This is a genomic window from Maricaulis sp. B-26 (assembly GCF_056857855.1).
The window spans coordinates 23,789-39,478 of record NZ_JBSXNX010000026.1 but is presented as its reverse complement, the minus strand read 5'-3'; the positions used below and the strand labels follow the sequence as shown (position 1 = coordinate 39,478).

Annotated in this window: 13 protein-coding genes; 6 read left to right on the top strand and 7 right to left on the bottom strand. The window is 65.5% G+C overall.

The window, feature by feature from the left end:
* The first annotated feature begins 42 nt into the window (after positions 1-42).
* A complete protein-coding gene (locus tag AC13HB_RS12535) occupies positions 43-2,133 on the top strand; it encodes a ComEC/Rec2 family competence protein (RefSeq protein WP_482950109.1) in 2,091 nt (696 codons plus the stop codon).
* 221 nt (positions 2,134-2,354) lie between these two features.
* Here the strand turns inward: AC13HB_RS12535 and lexA are convergent, their stop codons facing one another.
* From lexA to AC13HB_RS12515, 4 genes are all read right to left on the bottom strand, one after another.
* Positions 2,355-3,056: a transcriptional repressor LexA gene (gene lexA / locus AC13HB_RS12530; protein ID WP_482950108.1), complete on the bottom strand. Its 702-nt coding sequence runs from the start codon at positions 3,054-3,056 to the stop codon at positions 2,355-2,357.
* Positions 3,057-3,147: 91 nt separating this feature from the next.
* Complete coding sequence (gene trpC, locus AC13HB_RS12525; protein WP_482950107.1) at positions 3,148-3,960, bottom strand: indole-3-glycerol phosphate synthase TrpC; 813 nt, start codon at positions 3,958-3,960, stop codon at positions 3,148-3,150.
* 3 nt (positions 3,961-3,963) lie between these two features.
* Entirely contained in the window at positions 3,964-4,983 is a 1,020-nt protein-coding gene (trpD, locus tag AC13HB_RS12520) for an anthranilate phosphoribosyltransferase (protein WP_482950106.1), read from the bottom strand.
* A 354-nt stretch (positions 4,984-5,337) separates the two neighbouring features.
* Entirely contained in the window at positions 5,338-5,928 is a 591-nt protein-coding gene (locus AC13HB_RS12515) for an anthranilate synthase component II (protein ID WP_482950105.1), read from the bottom strand.
* Between the two features lie 108 nt (positions 5,929-6,036).
* Here AC13HB_RS12515 and AC13HB_RS12510 point away from each other — a divergent pair, with 108 nt between their 5' ends.
* A complete protein-coding gene (locus AC13HB_RS12510) occupies positions 6,037-7,059 on the top strand; it encodes a divergent polysaccharide deacetylase family protein (RefSeq protein ID WP_482950104.1) in 1,023 nt (340 codons plus the stop codon).
* Positions 7,060-7,062: 3 nt separating this feature from the next.
* Here AC13HB_RS12510 and trpE read toward each other — a convergent pair whose 3' ends face one another.
* Together trpE and AC13HB_RS12500 are read right to left on the bottom strand one after the other, a co-directional pair.
* Positions 7,063-8,562 (bottom strand): anthranilate synthase component I, encoded by a 1,500-nt coding sequence (gene trpE, locus AC13HB_RS12505; RefSeq protein WP_482950103.1) that lies wholly within the window; start codon positions 8,560-8,562, stop codon positions 7,063-7,065.
* Positions 8,559-10,502 (bottom strand): peptidylprolyl isomerase, encoded by a 1,944-nt coding sequence (locus AC13HB_RS12500; protein WP_482950102.1) that lies wholly within the window; start codon positions 10,500-10,502, stop codon positions 8,559-8,561. The genes trpE and AC13HB_RS12500 overlap by 4 nt, the downstream gene beginning before the upstream one ends.
* 190 nt (positions 10,503-10,692) lie before the next feature.
* On the opposite strand from AC13HB_RS12500, the gene tpiA reads away from it, so the two are divergent.
* The 4 genes from tpiA (at position 10,693) to AC13HB_RS12480 (ending at position 14,713) form a co-directional block, all read left to right on the top strand.
* Entirely contained in the window at positions 10,693-11,433 is a 741-nt protein-coding gene (tpiA, locus tag AC13HB_RS12495) for a triose-phosphate isomerase (RefSeq protein WP_482950101.1), read from the top strand.
* A 78-nt stretch (positions 11,434-11,511) separates the two neighbouring features.
* Complete coding sequence (locus AC13HB_RS12490) at positions 11,512-12,591, top strand: response regulator (RefSeq protein ID WP_482950100.1); 1,080 nt, start codon at positions 11,512-11,514, stop codon at positions 12,589-12,591.
* A 62-nt stretch (positions 12,592-12,653) separates the two neighbouring features.
* A complete protein-coding gene (gene secG / locus AC13HB_RS12485; protein ID WP_482950099.1) occupies positions 12,654-12,980 on the top strand; it encodes a preprotein translocase subunit SecG in 327 nt (108 codons plus the stop codon).
* A 104-nt stretch (positions 12,981-13,084) separates the two neighbouring features.
* Positions 13,085-14,713: a CTP synthase gene (locus tag AC13HB_RS12480; protein WP_482950098.1), complete on the top strand. Its 1,629-nt coding sequence runs from the start codon at positions 13,085-13,087 to the stop codon at positions 14,711-14,713.
* Positions 14,714-14,849: 136 nt separating this feature from the next.
* On the opposite strand, the gene AC13HB_RS12475 is transcribed toward AC13HB_RS12480, so the two are convergent.
* Positions 14,850-15,539 (bottom strand): CBS domain-containing protein, encoded by a 690-nt coding sequence (locus AC13HB_RS12475; RefSeq protein ID WP_482950097.1) that lies wholly within the window; start codon positions 15,537-15,539, stop codon positions 14,850-14,852.
* Positions 15,540-15,690: the final 151 nt, after the last annotated feature.

Below are 15,690 nucleotides of genomic sequence, written 5' to 3'. Positions count from 1 at the left end.
TCCTAGCATGAATAACAGCTTTTGCGATAGACCGAAGGCTGCATGGTGCCGGAACGTGATGCACGCCTGCCGCAACGCGAGCGGCGTGGGACTGGAGTATGGGGGCTGACACCGGATCGCCTGACCCTGCCGGGGTCGGCGATCTTTCCCGCTTTGGCGTTCGCGACCGGGACGGCCATCTATTTTGCCAGTCCCGTCGAGCCTCTCGCCTGGCTGGCACCGGCTCTCGCACTTCTGGCCGGACTAGCCTGGTTCTGGTTGAGAGGGCGCGGACGATCCGCGGCCGGTCTCATGGCGGTTCTCGTCGTACTCGGACTCGCCGCCGGTGTCTGGCGCGCCCAGGCCCACACGCAGGCCCGGTCTCGCCTCGAACCTATCGATACGCACGACCGCATCGGACAATTCGAAGGCTGGCTGGAAGCCATCGAAAGCGATGCCAATGGACGCCCGCGCCTTCTTGTCAGGCTGAGGGTTTCGGAGGATGGAGCGGATCGTCCGGCCGCGCGGATACGCGTCCGCGCCCGGCCCGGCGATTTACGGCCGGGCGATACGATCTCCATTGCCGCCGTTCTCGCCCCGCCGCGCCGGGCCCCGGTCGCCGGTGCCTATGACTTTGCCTTCCACGCGCTTTATGCGGGTCTCGCCGGGACCGGCTATGCCATCGCGGATCCGGAGCCTGGCCCCGAACTGGATCAGGATCGCTGGGAGCGAAGCCTCGCGGCCTTGCGGTGGCGGATGGCCGAACGGATACGCTCGCATCTGCCCGAGCGCAGCGGCGCGCTGGCCGCGGCCCTTCTGACCGGTGACCGGTCCGGCCTGCCGCCGGAGGACACGGACGCGCTGCGGCGAGCGGGTCTGGGACATCTGCTCGCCATTTCCGGTATGCATATGGCCTTGATAGCCGGTGGCGTGTTCTTTGCGCTGCGAGCCGCTTTCGCCGGCTTCATTCCCTGGGCGCGGCGGCATGATCCCGCCCGCCCGGCCGCGCTCATCGCTATGCTCGCAGCAGCGGGCTATCTCGCGCTGTCGGGCGGCGCCATTCCGACGCAGCGCGCCTTCATCATGACCCTTTCCGTGCTGGGGGCGGTGGTGCTCGGCCGGCGCGCCCTGTCCCTGCACACGCTTGCGCTGGCCATGCTGGCGGTCCTCGCCATGAGACCGGATTCCATCGTCACGCCGGGCTTTCAGATGTCCTTCGCCGCCGTCGCTGCCCTGATCGCCGCTGCAGACCTCTGGCAGGCGCGCAAGCCGGATCCGGCGCCTTTTGCCCCGTTTCGCGGGTTGCGACGTTTTCTGGGCGGGCTGAGCATGACCAGCGGCGTCGCCGGATTTGCGACGGCGGGCTTTTCCGCTTTTCATTTCCACCGGCTCGCGAGCTTCGGCTTGCTCGGAAATCTTCTTGCCATGCCGGTCTTTTCTCTCCTGGTCATGCCCGCCGGAGCGCTGGCGCTGTTCCTGATGCCGCTCGGCCTGGAGGGACCGGCACTTTTCGTCATGGGCTGGGGGCTGGAGCGCGTGCTCGAAATCGCCCATTTCGTGTCCGGGCTGGGCGGTTCGGAGCAGGCCGTCGCGGCCGCACCGGGCGGCTGGCTTGCCGTCTATGCGGTCGGCTTCGCAGGCCTGGTCGTTTTGCCGCGCCTGATGAAAGCCGCCGGTGCAACTGTCATGATAATTGCGGTCTTCGCCGCCGGGCTGACGTCGCGTCCCGATCTATTCGTGAGCGAAGGCGCGGTGGTGGTGGCACAGGACGGGGAGGATGGCTGGGCCGTCAGCGACCGCCGCCGCGACCGTTTCGCCGCGCGTGTCTTCCTCGAGCGTCAGGGCGAGCGCGATCGCCCCCGACGTTTCGACTGGCCCTGCGACAGTCTCGGCTGCGCGGGTGAGGCCGCAGGCTTGCAGGTGGCCTCGCTGACGTCGCTGGAGGCAATCGGGGAAGATTGCCGGCTGAATGCCCTGATCGTGACGCGCCGGACGCTGCCCGCGCATATCAGGCGCCGTTGCGAGGCGCTCGTGCTCGACGCCGGGCAACTGGCCCGCCGGGGCGGGGCCCTCATCTGGACCGAGGGCGGCCGCATCCGGCGTATCCGGCAAGTCGCGCCCGTCAGACCCATGCGCCCCTGGCAGCAGCGCTAGCACCGGGCCGGAAACTCGCGCGGTCGGTCCGGACATATACGCGTATGCTCGCAGGTTGGCCCTACAGAACGCGTATGTTCCCATATTGGACCCGCAGTGTGGGATTGATGTCGCCAGTTTGCGTGCCCGCACTTACCTGCACGCGCGCGCGCCTCGCAAGGGGCACAGAACGGAAAGAAAAAGTGCCTGACCGGGGGACAAGGCTTCGATCAGTGATGCTCTCAATGATACTGGCGGAGCAGGCCGATGAGGCGTCCCTGGACCTTCACGCGGTCCGGACCGAAAATTCGGGTTTCGTATTCCGGATTGGCCGCTTCGAGCGCGATCGAGCCGCCTTTCTTGCGCAGGCGCTTCAGCGTGGCTTCCTCGTCATCGACGAGCGCGACGACGATATCGCCGGTATCGGCGGATTCGCAGCGACGGATCAGGACGGTGTCGCCGTCCAGAATACCGGCCTCTATCATCGAGTCGCCCTTGACCTCGAGCGCGAAATGTTCGCCTGAGCCGAGCATGTCGACGGGTATGGGCAGGCGATTGGTCTCGTGCTGGATGGCGGAAATCGGTACGCCAGCGGCGATCCGGCCGAGGACAGGTACTTCGATCGTGCCCTCATGCGTTTCGTCTTCCGCAGGCTTCTTGAAGTCGGCGCGGACGACATTCGGACCGAGATCGCCCTTGGGCACGGTTTTGTCGGCCACGGCCGCCGCGGATTCGGGCAGTTTCAGCACTTCCAGCGCCCGGGCCCGGTGGGCGAGGCGGCGGATGAAGCCGCGCTCTTCCAGGGCCGTGATAAGGCGGTGAACGCCGGATTTCGAAGCGAGTTGAAGCGCTTCCTTCATTTCGTCGAAAGAGGGCGAGACGCCCGTTTCCTTGATCCGCTTGTGGATGAAGAGCAGGAGCTCATTCTGTTTCCGGGTCAGCACGGGTCGGCCCTCTCGGCAGCGTTCCGGGCGAAAAAGCCCTGGGAACAAATCAGGAATACCGCGCTTGTTCTACAAGTGTTCCTGAATCGCGTCAAGCGGAGCCGGAGCGCGCCATGAGCGCCCGGGTCGCGGCCGTGACATCCTCCTGGCGCATAAGACTTTCCCCGACGAGAAGGGCACGCGCGCCAGCCCGTTCCAGCCGCTGCGCATCCGCAGGCGTGAAGATACCGCTCTCACCCACGAGAAGTTGGCCGTTCCCCACCATCGGTGCGAGCGATTCGAAGGTCTCCAGAGAGGTCTCGAAGGTTCGCAGATTGCGGTTGTTGATCCCGATGAGCGGCGCTTCGAGTGCCAGGGCACGGTCCATCTCCGGCGCGTCGTGAACCTCGACCAGGACATCCATCGACCAGCGTGCGGCTTCCTCGATCAGGGCGCGCGCCGTATCGTCGTCGACGGCGGCGAGAATGACGAGAATGGCGTCGGCGCCGAGCATCCGGGCTTCGGCGACCTGATAGGGGTCGTAGAGGAAATCCTTGCGCAGGACGGGAAGTGCGCAGACCTCGCGTGCGGCGCCCAGATAGGCGTCCGCACCCTGGAAGCTGGGCGTGTCGGTGAGAACGGAGAGACATGTCGCGCCGCCGGCTTCATACGCCCGAGCGAGCGCGGGCGGGTCGAAGTCGGGCCGGATCAGCCCCTTGGACGGGCTGGCCTTCTTGATCTCGGCGATGAGGCCGAGACCGTTATCGACCGCGGCACGTTCCAGCGCCGCGCGAAAACCGCGCACCGGCGAAACATCGCGGGCGGCAGCGGCTATGTCTTGATAGGGACGGGCCGCCTTGCAGGCAGCAATATGGTCGCGCTTGTAGGCGCCGATACGGGCCAGCGTGTCAGGGGTCGTGGTCATGGGTCAGGCCTCGCCCTGGGAAATGGCGGCCATGCGGACAAGGGCCTCGCGCGCCTGACCGTTGTCGATGGCTTCGCGCGCGAGCGTGATCCCGGTTTCCAGATCGCCCGCCTTGCCGGCGACGGTGAGGGCGGCGGCGGCATTGATCAGCACGATATCCCGGAATGGTCCGGGTTCGCCGTCGAGCAGGCGGCGGATGGCGGCGGCGTTGTGGGCAGGGTCGCCGCCCTTGAGTTCGGCCTCGGTCGCGCGGGGCAGGCCGAAGACGCCCGGATCGATGACACGCTGGTTGATCTCGCCGTCGCGAAGCTCGACGACATCGGTCAGCGTGGTGGTGGTGATCTCGTCCATACCGTCCTGGCCGCAGATCACGAGGGCATGTTCGCAGCCCAGATCGCGCAGCGCTTCGGCCATGGGGACGAGCCAGCGCGAATGATAGACGCCCAGAAGCTGGCGCTTGACGCCTGCCGGATTCGCGAGCGGTCCCAAAAGGTTGAAGACGGTTCTTACACCAAGGCCCTTGCGCGCGCTGGCGACATGGCGGACCGCCGAGTGGTGAGCCGGGGCAAAGAGGAAGCCGACGCCGGCCTCGGTCAGCGAGCGTTGTACAGCACTGCGCGGGCAGTCGAGTTTCACGCCAAGTTCGCCGAGCACGTCCGACGAGCCGGACTGGGACGACGCAGCGCGATTGCCGTGCTTGGCGACGATGGCCCCGGCCCCGGCCGCGACGATGGCGGCTGCGGTGGAGATATTATAGGCGCCCTTGCCGTCGCCGCCCGTGCCGCAGGTGTCTATGGCACCGTCCGGCGCCGTGATGGTCTGCATGCGACCGCGCAGGACGCGGGCGCCCGCGGCGATGTCCGACGGGCGCTCGCCAAGAGCGGCCAGACCCATCAGGAAGCCACCGATGGCAGCATCGGGTGCATCGCCGTCCATAAGTTGGTCGAAGGCGCCGGAAATGGCGTCGCCGGTGGGGCGTTCGCCCTGGCTGAAAGCCTGCAGGCATTGGGCAAGATGACTCATGCCGGTTGTCTCTTCATGTCTGGATCGCGTGTTGCTGGTCTCGCGATGATATCGGGTCGGCGGTCGCAACTGGTGCGGCGGCGGGCCGCTTCAAGCCGAGACGGGATCGGGTCACGCCCTGCAGGCGCGCTGTCAGGCGATCCCGCGCCATCGCCCGCCGGGAGCGGACATCGCGACCGGTGCGGAGTATCGAACGCGCGACCCGTCCACACGCCGATCGCACACGTCCAGCGGACGTGCGGCGTTTGCGGCGATGTGCATCAGGATCGGCATACTTCAGGCATCCGGAACTGAACCAAGCGAACCCTCTGGCTCTAGCCTGCACGGACGGCGATTTCAATCGCCACGCGCGGTTCAGGCAGCGGCACTGCGGGGAAGGCCCGTGAAGTCGAGGAAATTGCGCAGGAGATCATGCCCGTGCTCGGAGGCGATCGACTCGGGATGGAACTGGACGCCGTGCACCGGGCGGTCGCGATGGGCGAGGCCCATGATCTCACCATCTTCGGTGTGCGCCGTCGCGATCAGGCAGTCGGGCAGCGTCTCAGGCTTGACCGCGAGGCTGTGATAGCGCGTCGCGGTGAAAGGCGAGGGCAGGCCGGCGAAAATCCCGGTTCCGTCGTGACGAACCGGGCTCGTCTTGCCGTGCATGATCGATTTGGCGGAAATCACATCGCCGCCGAACGCCTGGCCGATCGACTGGTGGCCGAGGCAGACGCCGAGAATGGGCAGCGTCTCGGGCGCCTCGGAGATGAGGTCGAGGCAGATGCCGGCGCGGTCCGGATCGCACGGCCCCGGCGACAGGACGACGCCGGACGGCCGGAGTTCGAGGGCTTCAGCAACGCTCAGGGCATCATTGCGAACGACGTGCGTGGCCGCGCCCAACTCCTGGAAGTAGTGGACGAGGTTGAAGGTGAAGCTGTCGTAATTATCAATGATCAGAAGCATGGGTCTCTCCGTGTGCGCAGGGTAATCGGCTTTCCCGGGACTGGCCATTGCGGGTGGCAGACGCAGAGGTTTAACGCGTGATTAACCGGGCTGTCGCGAGGTGATGCCATGTCTTCCCGTCACCTGCGCCCGATTCGTAAGCCCAATACCGGCGTTCCGGCCCTGGCCGGCGCGGTGGCGGCGCTTGTCTGCGTTGCAGGCGGGATGGCGCTGTCCGGTTTCGTGGCGGCCGACCCGGCCGCGGAGACCGCGCGACCGCAGGCGCGGCAGTCAATCGCGACCCGTTCGCTTCGCGTGCTCGAGACCCGCGCGGCCGAACCGCTCATGAGCGCCGGGACGGCGCCCGCAGAGGTCCAGCTCGCTGCGAACTCCGATACCAGCCTCGCCCTGGCGCCGGCGCTGGTAACCGAAAACCTGCCGCGTCAGCCGCTGCCGCCCCGCATTGCGGTGGTCATCGACGATGTCGGCCTGGATTTCGACGCGGCGCGCCGCGTCGCGGCGCTCGAGGCGCCGGTAACCGTCGCCGTGTTGCCTTATGCGCAAAGAGCGGCGGAGGTTTCCGCGCTTGCCGATGCGGCGGGCCACGACGTGCTCCTGCACATGCCGATGGAGCCCGTCGGCCTCGCCGATCCGGGGCCCAATGCCCTGCGCCTGGATCTTTCCGACAGCGATATCGAAGCACGCCTGCATTGGTCCATGGCGCAGGTTCCGCATGCGATCGGGCTGAACAATCATATGGGAAGCCGCTTCACCCGCGATCCGCGCGCCATGCGCGTGGCCCTGTCGGCCGTCGCCGATCGTGAACCGCTTTTCCTCGACTCCGTTACCACCGGCGAGAGCCGCGGCCGCGCCGTCGCCGACGGTCTGGGGCTGCGCACGCTGGAGCGTGACATTTTCCTCGACCACGTCATCAGCGCCGACGATATCGCCGCGCGCCTGGACGATGCCGAGGCCCTCGCCAATGAGCGTGGCTGGGCCGTCGTGATCGGCCACCCGCATGATGTCACGCTGGACCAGCTTGAAAGCTGGATCGATGCCGTCGAGGCCCGCGGGGTGGAACTCGTCTCCGTGTCCACACTCGCCGACCAGCTCTCCGTGAGCATTCCCGCCATGGCGGCGGTCAGGGAGTAAATCTCAGCTGCCCAGCGAATCTTCCGCGGCCCGGAAGAGGGCGGCGGCCTTGTTGACGGTTTCGACGCGCTCGGATTCCGGATCGCTGTCCAAGACGACGCCGGCGCCGGCCTGGACGTGCATGCGGCGATCCTTGAAAACGGCCGTGCGCAGGGCGATGCAGGTATCCATGCCTCCGTCTGCACTGAAATAGCCGACCGCGCCCGCATAGACGCCACGGCGGTGCGGTTCCAGCTCGTCGATGATCTCCATCGCCCGCACTTTCGGCGCGCCCGAGACCGTGCCAGCCGGGAAGCCCGCGAAGAGGGCCGAGACGACGTCTTCGCCTTCGCTCAGCTCGCCCGTCACATTGGAGACTATGTGCATGACGTGGCTGTAGCGTTCGACGATTTCGCGCGAGGTGATTTTCACGCTTCCGGGTTTTGATATCCGCCCGACATCATTGCGGCCCAGATCGAGCAGCATGAGGTGTTCGGAGCGTTCCTTAGGATCGGCCAGAAGGTCGGCTTCCAGCGCGTCGTCCTCGGCCGGCGTACGGCCGCGCGGACGGGTTCCGGCGATCGGGCGGATGGTGACCTCGCCATCGCGCAGGCGAACGAGAATCTCCGGACTGGAACCAGCGATCTCGAAACCGTCGAAGCGGAAGAAAAAGAGGAAGGGCGAAGGGTTGAGCCGGCGCAGGGAGCGATAGAGGCAGAAAGGATCCGCCGGATAATCGGCGGAAAAACGCTGGCTGGGGACGATCTGGAAGGCGTCGCCCGCGCGGATATAGCGGCGGGCTGTCTCGACGGCGTTGCGGTACTGGTCCTCGGACTGGTTCGAGACTCGGTCGCCGAGCGCGCCTTCCGGTGCGGCCACATCCGGTGTCGCAGCGGCGAGCTTGCGGAGCGTCGCGTGAAGACGTTCGGCAGCCGCGTCATAGGCTTCGCGTGCGGAATACTCGCCCGGACGGACCGGGCAATAGATCGAGATTTCCTGCTTCAGCGCGTCGAAGACGACCATCACCTTGGGACGGATCAGGCAGGCTTCCGGAACCTCGAGCGGATCCGCTGCGGCCTTTTCCGGGAGGCGCTCCAGATAGCGGACCATATCGTAGCCGACATAGCCGAACAGGCCGGAGGCGAGGGGCGGCGCGCCTTCTGGAAGTGGGCAGCGTGCATCCTCAATGACCGTGCGCAAGGCGGTCATGGGAGCGGCGTCCAGCGGCGTGAAGCGGCGGCGGTCCACATCCATGCCGCGGGCCTCGCTGGCGACGCCGTCGCGGCACTGCCAGATCAGGTCCGGGTCGAAGCCGATAGCGGAATAGCGCCCGCGCCAGGCGCCGCCCTCGACGGATTCGAGCAGGAAGGTGTTCGCATCGCTCGCGGCAAGCCGGAGATAGGCGGCGACCGGTGTGAGCAGATCGTCGACGCGCCGCGTGTATAGGACCGAAGTTTCCCCGCGTTCATAGGCCGCCGCGACCGTCTTGAAGTCGGGCGCTATGGCCGGAATCGACGCCGTCATTGAGGATTATTCGGGTCTTGGCCCACAGCCGTCGCGAGCAGTCGTCCGTCGACCGCGTCGGCGCCCACTTCGTATTCCTGCAGGAGCGCCGCCTGGAGCGCGATCAGGATGTCGGACGACATTTCCGTGGTCAGCTGGTCCTCGACCGGATCCACAGCGGCGGCCGTCAGCTCCGCCTCACCGGCCGGGATGACCTCGTCGACGGTGATGATGGCGTACTGGCCGTCGCCCGAGGGCGGCACCATGGCCCACTCGCCGGGTGCGAGGGTGAAGGCGCGGCTGACGATATTGCGGCCGAAATTATCGGCTGTCTCGCCGCGGCTCAGGGTCGCGCTTTCATTGCGGCCGCCGGCCGTGAGCGCGACGATCTCCATGTCTTCGCCGGTTTCCAGCTGGGCGAGCGCGCTTTCCGCCGCCGCCAGGAGCTGGGTGTCGACCTGGATGGCGCGCCAGCGAGCTTCCGCCTCGTCGCGCACATCGGCAAGCTCGCGCGGCCGCGACGGGATGATTTCGTCGACCCGGACAGTGAAATAATCGGTCTCGTTGTAATCCTGAAGATCGGTAGCGAAGCCCTGCACCTGATCGAAGGCGGTCGGCAGAATGGTCTGGCCCATGGTCTGGTAACGCTGGAAGTCCAGCTCCAGGCTCTGGTCGCGGCCGTAAATGTCCAGCGGGGCGAAGATTTCGATCGGCGTACCGGCGATGCGGGCTGCCTCTTCCAGCGAGGCACCGCCGGCGCGGGCGCCTTCGAAGGCTTCGATCTTGTCGAACATCGCGTCCTGCGCCTGTTCGCGCGCCGCGGCGGCGCGAAGTTCCGGCAATTGCTCCTCGAAGCTGGGCAGTTCGGCGTCCTGACCCGCCGTAACGACGACGGCAGACCAGCCGAAGCGGCCTTCGACGGCGCGGGCCTCGCCCGTCGCCATGGCAAAGACGGCTTCCGACAGCGTCTCATCGGGAACTTCATAGGCCTGCACGTCTTCCTGGACGAGCGGCGTATCGAGGCCGAGGGCTGATGCGACGTCGGCCGCATCCACGCCTTGCGACAATTGCTCCACAGCGGCATTGGCGGTTGCTTCGTCGGCAACGGTAAGCTGCTCGAAGCTGCGGATGGCGGGCGTGCCCAAAGCCCCGGTCTCGACCTGATAGTCGTAGATCTCGCGCAATTCGGATTCGTCGACCTCGATATCGCGGCTGAAATCCTCGAGACGGAAGCGCACGAGCGTAATGGCGCGGAATTCCGGCGCGGTGAACAATTCCAGACCGGTCAGCGGGTCGCGCATCTCGGCATTGTTCTCGATAAAGGCCTGGAGGGTTTCGTCGCTCGGCGCCTCGACATCGGTCGCGGCGGACGGATCGATCAGCATGGCGCGGATACGGCGGCGCTCTGCAGCGACGCCGACGCGGGTCTCGGCGAGGAAGCGCGGCACGTCGATACCACCGGCGAGGCTGACGATGAGCTGGCGGCGAAGCATGTCGCCCTCGACGTCGGACTGGAAGCTTTCCGGCGTAATATTCGCGCGCGCTAGCGCCGCCCGGGCTGTCTCAGGATCGTACTGATTGGTCACCGGATTGCGGAAAGCCGGAATCTCGGAAATTTCGGCCAGCACGGCATCCTCGGAGACGGCGAGACCCATTTCCTCGGCCTTGGCCGCAAGGCTGGCGAAGGTGATCAGGCGCTGCATGACCTGGTCCTGCAGTCCCATCTCATAGGCCTGTTCACGGGTGAAGCCGGGGTTTTCCGTCTGGATGCGGCGCAGCTCGCTGTCGAAGGCCTGCCGCGTTTCCTGAACGCTGATCTGCTGGTTGCCGACCACGGCGACGGCCGTGCCGCTGCCGGTGAAGATACCTCCGACACCGTAAACGGCGAAGCTCAGGACGAGCAGGACGATGATCACCAGGGCGAGCGGCGATTGGGCGAAAGCGCGAAAATTCGTCAGCATGAGTCGGTGGTGCTCCAGACAATATTGCGCGGAAGGTAACGGGGGGGATTCAGTGTCGCAAGCGTCAGCATCGGCAGGCGCTGAAGCGATGTCAGGTTGCGACCGGCCGCAGCTGGGGAATTGCCCGCCGCGAATTTGCTCCTTACACCTCCCGGGCACAAGGACAGCGGATGATCACCGGGGAGGGCAGATGTCGCGGCGCAGCCTTATTGCGGGCAATTGGAAAATGAACGGCAAGCGGGAAAGTCTCGGCTTTTTCGAAGCGATCGCCGGTGCGGCCGAGGCCACGCCCGCCGAAGTGCTTATCTGTCCGCCGGCCACGCTTCTGGCCGCTGCCAGCGAGGCCTGCAGTGCGAGTGTGGTGAAGACCGGCGGGCAGGACTGCCATGCCGAGGCGACGGGCGCGCACACGGGCGATGTGTCCGCGTTTATGCTCGCGGATGCGGGCGCTGCCTATGTCATCGTCGGACATTCCGAGCGCCGCGCCGATCACGGCGAAACCAGCGCCGTGGTGAAGGCGAAGGCCGAAGCGGCCGTTGCGGCCGGTCTGGTCCCGATCGTCTGTGTGGGCGAGACGCTCGAGGAGCGCGAAGCCGGCAAGGCGACCGAGATCGTCACGCAGCAGGTCAGGGACTCCATCCCTCAAAGTGATGAACTGGTAATAGCTTATGAGCCGGTCTGGGCGATCGGCACGGGCCGCACGGCATCCCCGGACGATGTTGCCGAGATGCATGCCGCGATCCGTTCGGTGCTGCCGAATAGTGCGGATACCCGCATTTTGTATGGTGGATCGGTGAAACCGGCGAATGCGCGCGAGCTGCTGTCCCTTGAGGATGTCGACGGCGCCCTGGTCGGCGGAGCCAGTCTGAAGTCGGCGGATTTCGCTGCTATCATTGGCGCGGTTGGTCCCGAATCCGAACTGTCCCGGTAAGCGGATCGAAACTTCTTCCTGCAAGGCTGTTCAACTGGGTTTCAGTTGTCAGCAGTTTTCGCAGGAGCAGTTCCGAGTATGGCCGATATCGACTACGCCCGGGCTTCCGTCCTCCTGTTTGACCCCGTTCACGTAAATCAGCGCACCACACGGTACGCGCTGTTCGAGATCGGTTTCAGGCAGATCGAGTGCGTCTCATCGCTCGCCGAGTTCAAGACCGTGCTCGCCGATTCCGCACCCGCGCTCGTCGTCGCGGAATCGAGCGCGACCGACTCCGATATTTTCAACATCGTGCGCCAGGTCCGCCGCAGCGAGCTGGGCGCCAATCCGTTCGTCGTATTCCTGCTGACCACGTGGAGTCGCGATACCACGCATATCCGCCGCGCCATCGAATGCGGCGCGGACGACCTCATCGTACGTCCTTTCTCGACCAGTTTCGCCGAGGAGCGGGTCAAGACGCTGATCAAGGGGCGCAAGGATTTCGTCGTGACTTCGGACTATATCGGTCCGGATCGCCGCAAGGATTCCGAGCGGGCGTCGGACGCGCCTGCGCTGAAAGTCCCGAATTTCCTTCAGGCGACAGTGGAGAACGACCAGGAAGCGCTCAACGACGCCAATAACTGGATCCGCGAAGCCAAGGAAACGGTGGTGGCCGAGCGACTGCGACGGATTGCGATGCGGATCGTGATCACGGCCGAGCTGCACATCTCGAAGCACACCGAGGGCGGACTTCCGGTGCCGCTGGATTCCGCCGACATGATGCGCTCGGCGCGCGAGCTTCGCGCCCAGCTGGTCAAGGCGAGCCGGCGCGAGGCGGCGGAAGTCGCCGAGGCGCTGATCGACCAGGTCCAGACCATCAGCAAGGCAGAGAACCCGGCTCCAAGCAATCTCCGGCTCATCAAGGAACTCGCCATGGGCGCCTACGCGGCCTTCGCGAACGGAGACTCGCTCGAGCGGTCCTCCGACGAGATCGGCCGGACGGTCACCAATCTGCGCAAGCGCCTCAAGGCGAAGGCAGAGGCGGCGCAGCGCAAGGCGGACCTGGCGGCCCAGCAGGCCGAACAGGACGCCGAGGACGCCGCCGCGGAAGCTGCGTCCGGAGGAGCAGACGAGACTGGCCAAGACGGCGAGCCTGGTATAAAACGCGCCGCCATGTGATCGGGCGGTCGTTCGGACCGTGATCCCGGTCCGGCGTATCCCGAAGCGACGGCGGTTATTTCATGGCGAACGTACTTCTCATCATCCAGCTCCTGGTCGCGCTCGGCCTGACGGGGGTCATCCTCCTGCAGCGATCCGAAGGTGGCGCTCTGGGTATTGGCGGCGGCGGTGGTGCCGGCGGCATGATGAGCGGTCGCGGCGCGGCGACGATGCTGTCGCGCGTCACCATGGTGCTGGCTGCGGCCTTCATCGCCAATTCAATCCTGCTGGCGATCGTCTACAGCGTCGATTCGAGCGGCCGGAGCGTTTTCGACCGGACGCTCGAGGATCCGGCCACGACCATCCTTGACGAGGATGAGACCGGCGCGCCTGTCCCCACTGACGGCTAGGGCCTCGACAGCCCGGGCGCCTTTTGCGCCCGGCACACCTGAATCATCAAAAATTTCATCGCGCGTCTTTCGACGCGCCCGAATCTGGGATAATCAGACGGCCCATGCCGCGATATATCTTCATTACGGGCGGCGTGGTCTCCTCACTTGGAAAAGGCCTCGCCTCCGCCGCAATTGGTGCGTTGCTTCAAGCGCGTGGATACAAGGTCCGCCTGCGCAAGCTCGACCCCTATCTCAACGTCGATCCGGGCACGATGTCGCCCTATCAGCATGGCGAGTGCTACGTCACCGATGACGGGGCGGAGACCGATCTCGATCTCGGTCACTACGAGCGCTTCACGGGCGTGCCCGCCAGCCAGGCGGACAACATCACGACCGGCCGGATCTATCAGCGCATCATCGAGCGCGAACGCCGGGGCGATTATCTCGGCGCGACCGTGCAGGTGATCCCGCACGTCACCGACCAGATCAAGCAATTCGTCCTGTCCGATGCGGGCGATGTCGATTTCGTGCTGTGCGAGATCGGCGGCACAGTCGGCGATATCGAAGGCCTGCCTTTCTTCGAGGCGATCCGCCAGCTCGGCCAGGAGCTGGGCGAGGGCAATGCCGTCTTCCTTCACGTGACCTTGCTGCCCTTCATCAAGGTGGCCGGCGAGATGAAGACCAAGCCGACCCAGCACTCGGTGAAGGAGCTTCGCTCGATCGGCATCCAGCCGGACATCCTGCTCTGCCGCTGCGAGATTCCGATCCCGCCGAGCGACAAGCGGAAGATTGCGCTGTTCTGCAACGTCAAGGAAAGCGCCGTCATCGAAGGCCGCGACGCGTCCTCGCTCTACGACGTTCCGCTGGAATATCACCGCCAGGGCCTGGACACGGAAATCCTCGACTGTTTCGGCATCGACGATGCTCCGGCGCCGGACCTGACCCGCTGGAATTCGATTTCCGACACCATCGCCAATCCGGACGGTGAAGTGACGATCGGCGTGGTGGGCAAGTATGTCGGCCTGCTGGACGCCTACAAATCCCTGATCGAGGCGCTGGCGCACGGCGGCATCGCCAACGGGGTGAAGGTCAATCTCAAATGGCTCGACAGCGAGCAGTTCGAGAAGGACGACCCGTTCGAACCGCTCGAGGACGTGCACGGCGTGCTCGTACCGGGCGGGTTCGGCGAGCGGGGCGTCGAGGGCAAGATCGCCGCGGCGAAATTCGCGCGCGAGCGAAAAGTGCCGTTCTTCGGTATCTGCTACGGCATGCAGATGGCGGTGCTCGAAGCGGCACGCAATCTCGCCGGCGTATCCAATGCCGTCTCCTCGGAATTCTCCAATGAGGGCGAACTGGTCATCGGTCTTCTGACCGAGTGGACGCGCGGAAACGAAGTCGAGACGCGGTCGGCCGAGGGTGATCTGGGCGGCACGATGCGCCTGGGCGCCTATCCGGCGGTGCTCAAGGACGGCAGCCGTGTGCGCGAGATCTACGGGGCAGCCCATATCGAGGAGCGCCATCGTCACCGCTATGAGGTGAATGTCGCCTACAAGGACAAGCTGGAAGCCTGCGGCCTGACCTTCTCCGGGCTGTCGCCGGACGGCGTGCTGCCGGAAATCGTCGAGATCGAGGACCACCCCTGGTTCATCGGCGTGCAGTTCCACCCGGAGCTGAAATCGCGTCCCTTCGAACCGCACCCGCTCTTCGCCAGCTTCATCGCCGCGGCGCTGCACCAGAGCCGGATGGTCTAAGAGCAGGTCCTCGCCCTTGATGGGCGAGGGGGACCACGCCAAAGGCGTGGTGGAGTAAGAGAAAAAGGGGACGGGTGGAATTGGCGCTAGAATGCGCCTGTCCCCGTCATTCCCTTGGCGCTCGTTCCGCCGGCCCTCAATAGGGTTGCAGCACAGTGCGTCTGTCGTGAAGTTCTGCGACTTCGGGCAGGTTTGCCGCAGCCTCGCGGGACGGAATGAGGGCAGTTTCGTCCTCGACCAGTCCGTCCAGTTCCACGACGCCCCTGGCGACCGTCACGCTGGTGAGCCAGGGACTGGCACCGGGAAAGCGCATCAATGCGTCGATGACGGCGAGGCGAAGGATGTCGTCGTCCGATGTCAGTGGCGCATGCGGAGCATCGGGGCGTGCAGCCAGCGTCCGCACGATGTCGGCGCGACTGACGATGCCGGCTAGGTGCCGCCCGTCGACCACCGGCAATCGCCTGATGTTTTTCGATTGCATGAGGCGGGCGATCTCGCGCAATGGCGTATCGGGGCCGATGGTTACGACGTCGCGGGTCATGACATCAGCGGCTCTGGGCCCGTCTTGCGCATTCCTCCGGTCGGTCCGGATCGTTCCCAGCTCCTCGCGCCGGATAATGTCGGCTTCAGATACGATGCCGACAATCTTCCCGTTATCCAGAACGGGAACCGCGCTGATGTGGAGACGGGCGAGAAGGGACGCGATTTCGTGGACGGGCAGATCCGGCTTAACCCAGATCACATCCGTCGACATGATCTGCCGCGCAAGGATTTCGGCAGGTGTTCCGGAGAATCCGGTTTTCGCTTCGATCGTTCGGGTTTTCATCTCGATCACCTCCGTATTGTCCGAGCAAACCCTCTTTCCGGATGGTCTCGGTTGTCGACGGGGCTCGAGGCCGGTTTGTCAGGCGATCTGCAGCACTTGCTTCGAGGGCTGGTCCCGGAACGTATCACGACGCCCGATCAAGTCCGGAAAG

Coding starts and splice junctions, on each gene's coding strand:
- AC13HB_RS12535 (WP_482950109.1), top strand. CDS start 43: ATGGTGCCGGAACGTGATGCACGCCTGCCGCAACGCGAGCGGCGTGGG.
- trpC (WP_482950107.1), bottom strand. CDS start 3,960: ATGACCACGACCCCTGACACGCTGGCCCGTATCGGCGCCTACAAGCGC.
- trpD (WP_482950106.1), bottom strand. CDS start 4,983: ATGAGTCATCTTGCCCAATGCCTGCAGGCTTTCAGCCAGGGCGAACGC.
- AC13HB_RS12515 (WP_482950105.1), bottom strand. CDS start 5,928: ATGCTTCTGATCATTGATAATTACGACAGCTTCACCTTCAACCTCGTC.
- AC13HB_RS12510 (WP_482950104.1), top strand. CDS start 6,037: ATGTCTTCCCGTCACCTGCGCCCGATTCGTAAGCCCAATACCGGCGTT.
- trpE (WP_482950103.1), bottom strand. CDS start 8,562: ATGACGGCGTCGATTCCGGCCATAGCGCCCGACTTCAAGACGGTCGCG.
- AC13HB_RS12500 (WP_482950102.1), bottom strand. CDS start 10,502: ATGCTGACGAATTTTCGCGCTTTCGCCCAATCGCCGCTCGCCCTGGTG.
- tpiA (WP_482950101.1), top strand. CDS start 10,693: ATGTCGCGGCGCAGCCTTATTGCGGGCAATTGGAAAATGAACGGCAAG.
- AC13HB_RS12490 (WP_482950100.1), top strand. CDS start 11,512: ATGGCCGATATCGACTACGCCCGGGCTTCCGTCCTCCTGTTTGACCCC.
- secG (WP_482950099.1), top strand. CDS start 12,654: ATGGCGAACGTACTTCTCATCATCCAGCTCCTGGTCGCGCTCGGCCTG.
- AC13HB_RS12480 (WP_482950098.1), top strand. CDS start 13,085: ATGCCGCGATATATCTTCATTACGGGCGGCGTGGTCTCCTCACTTGGA.
- AC13HB_RS12475 (WP_482950097.1), bottom strand. CDS start 15,539: ATGAAAACCCGAACGATCGAAGCGAAAACCGGATTCTCCGGAACACCT.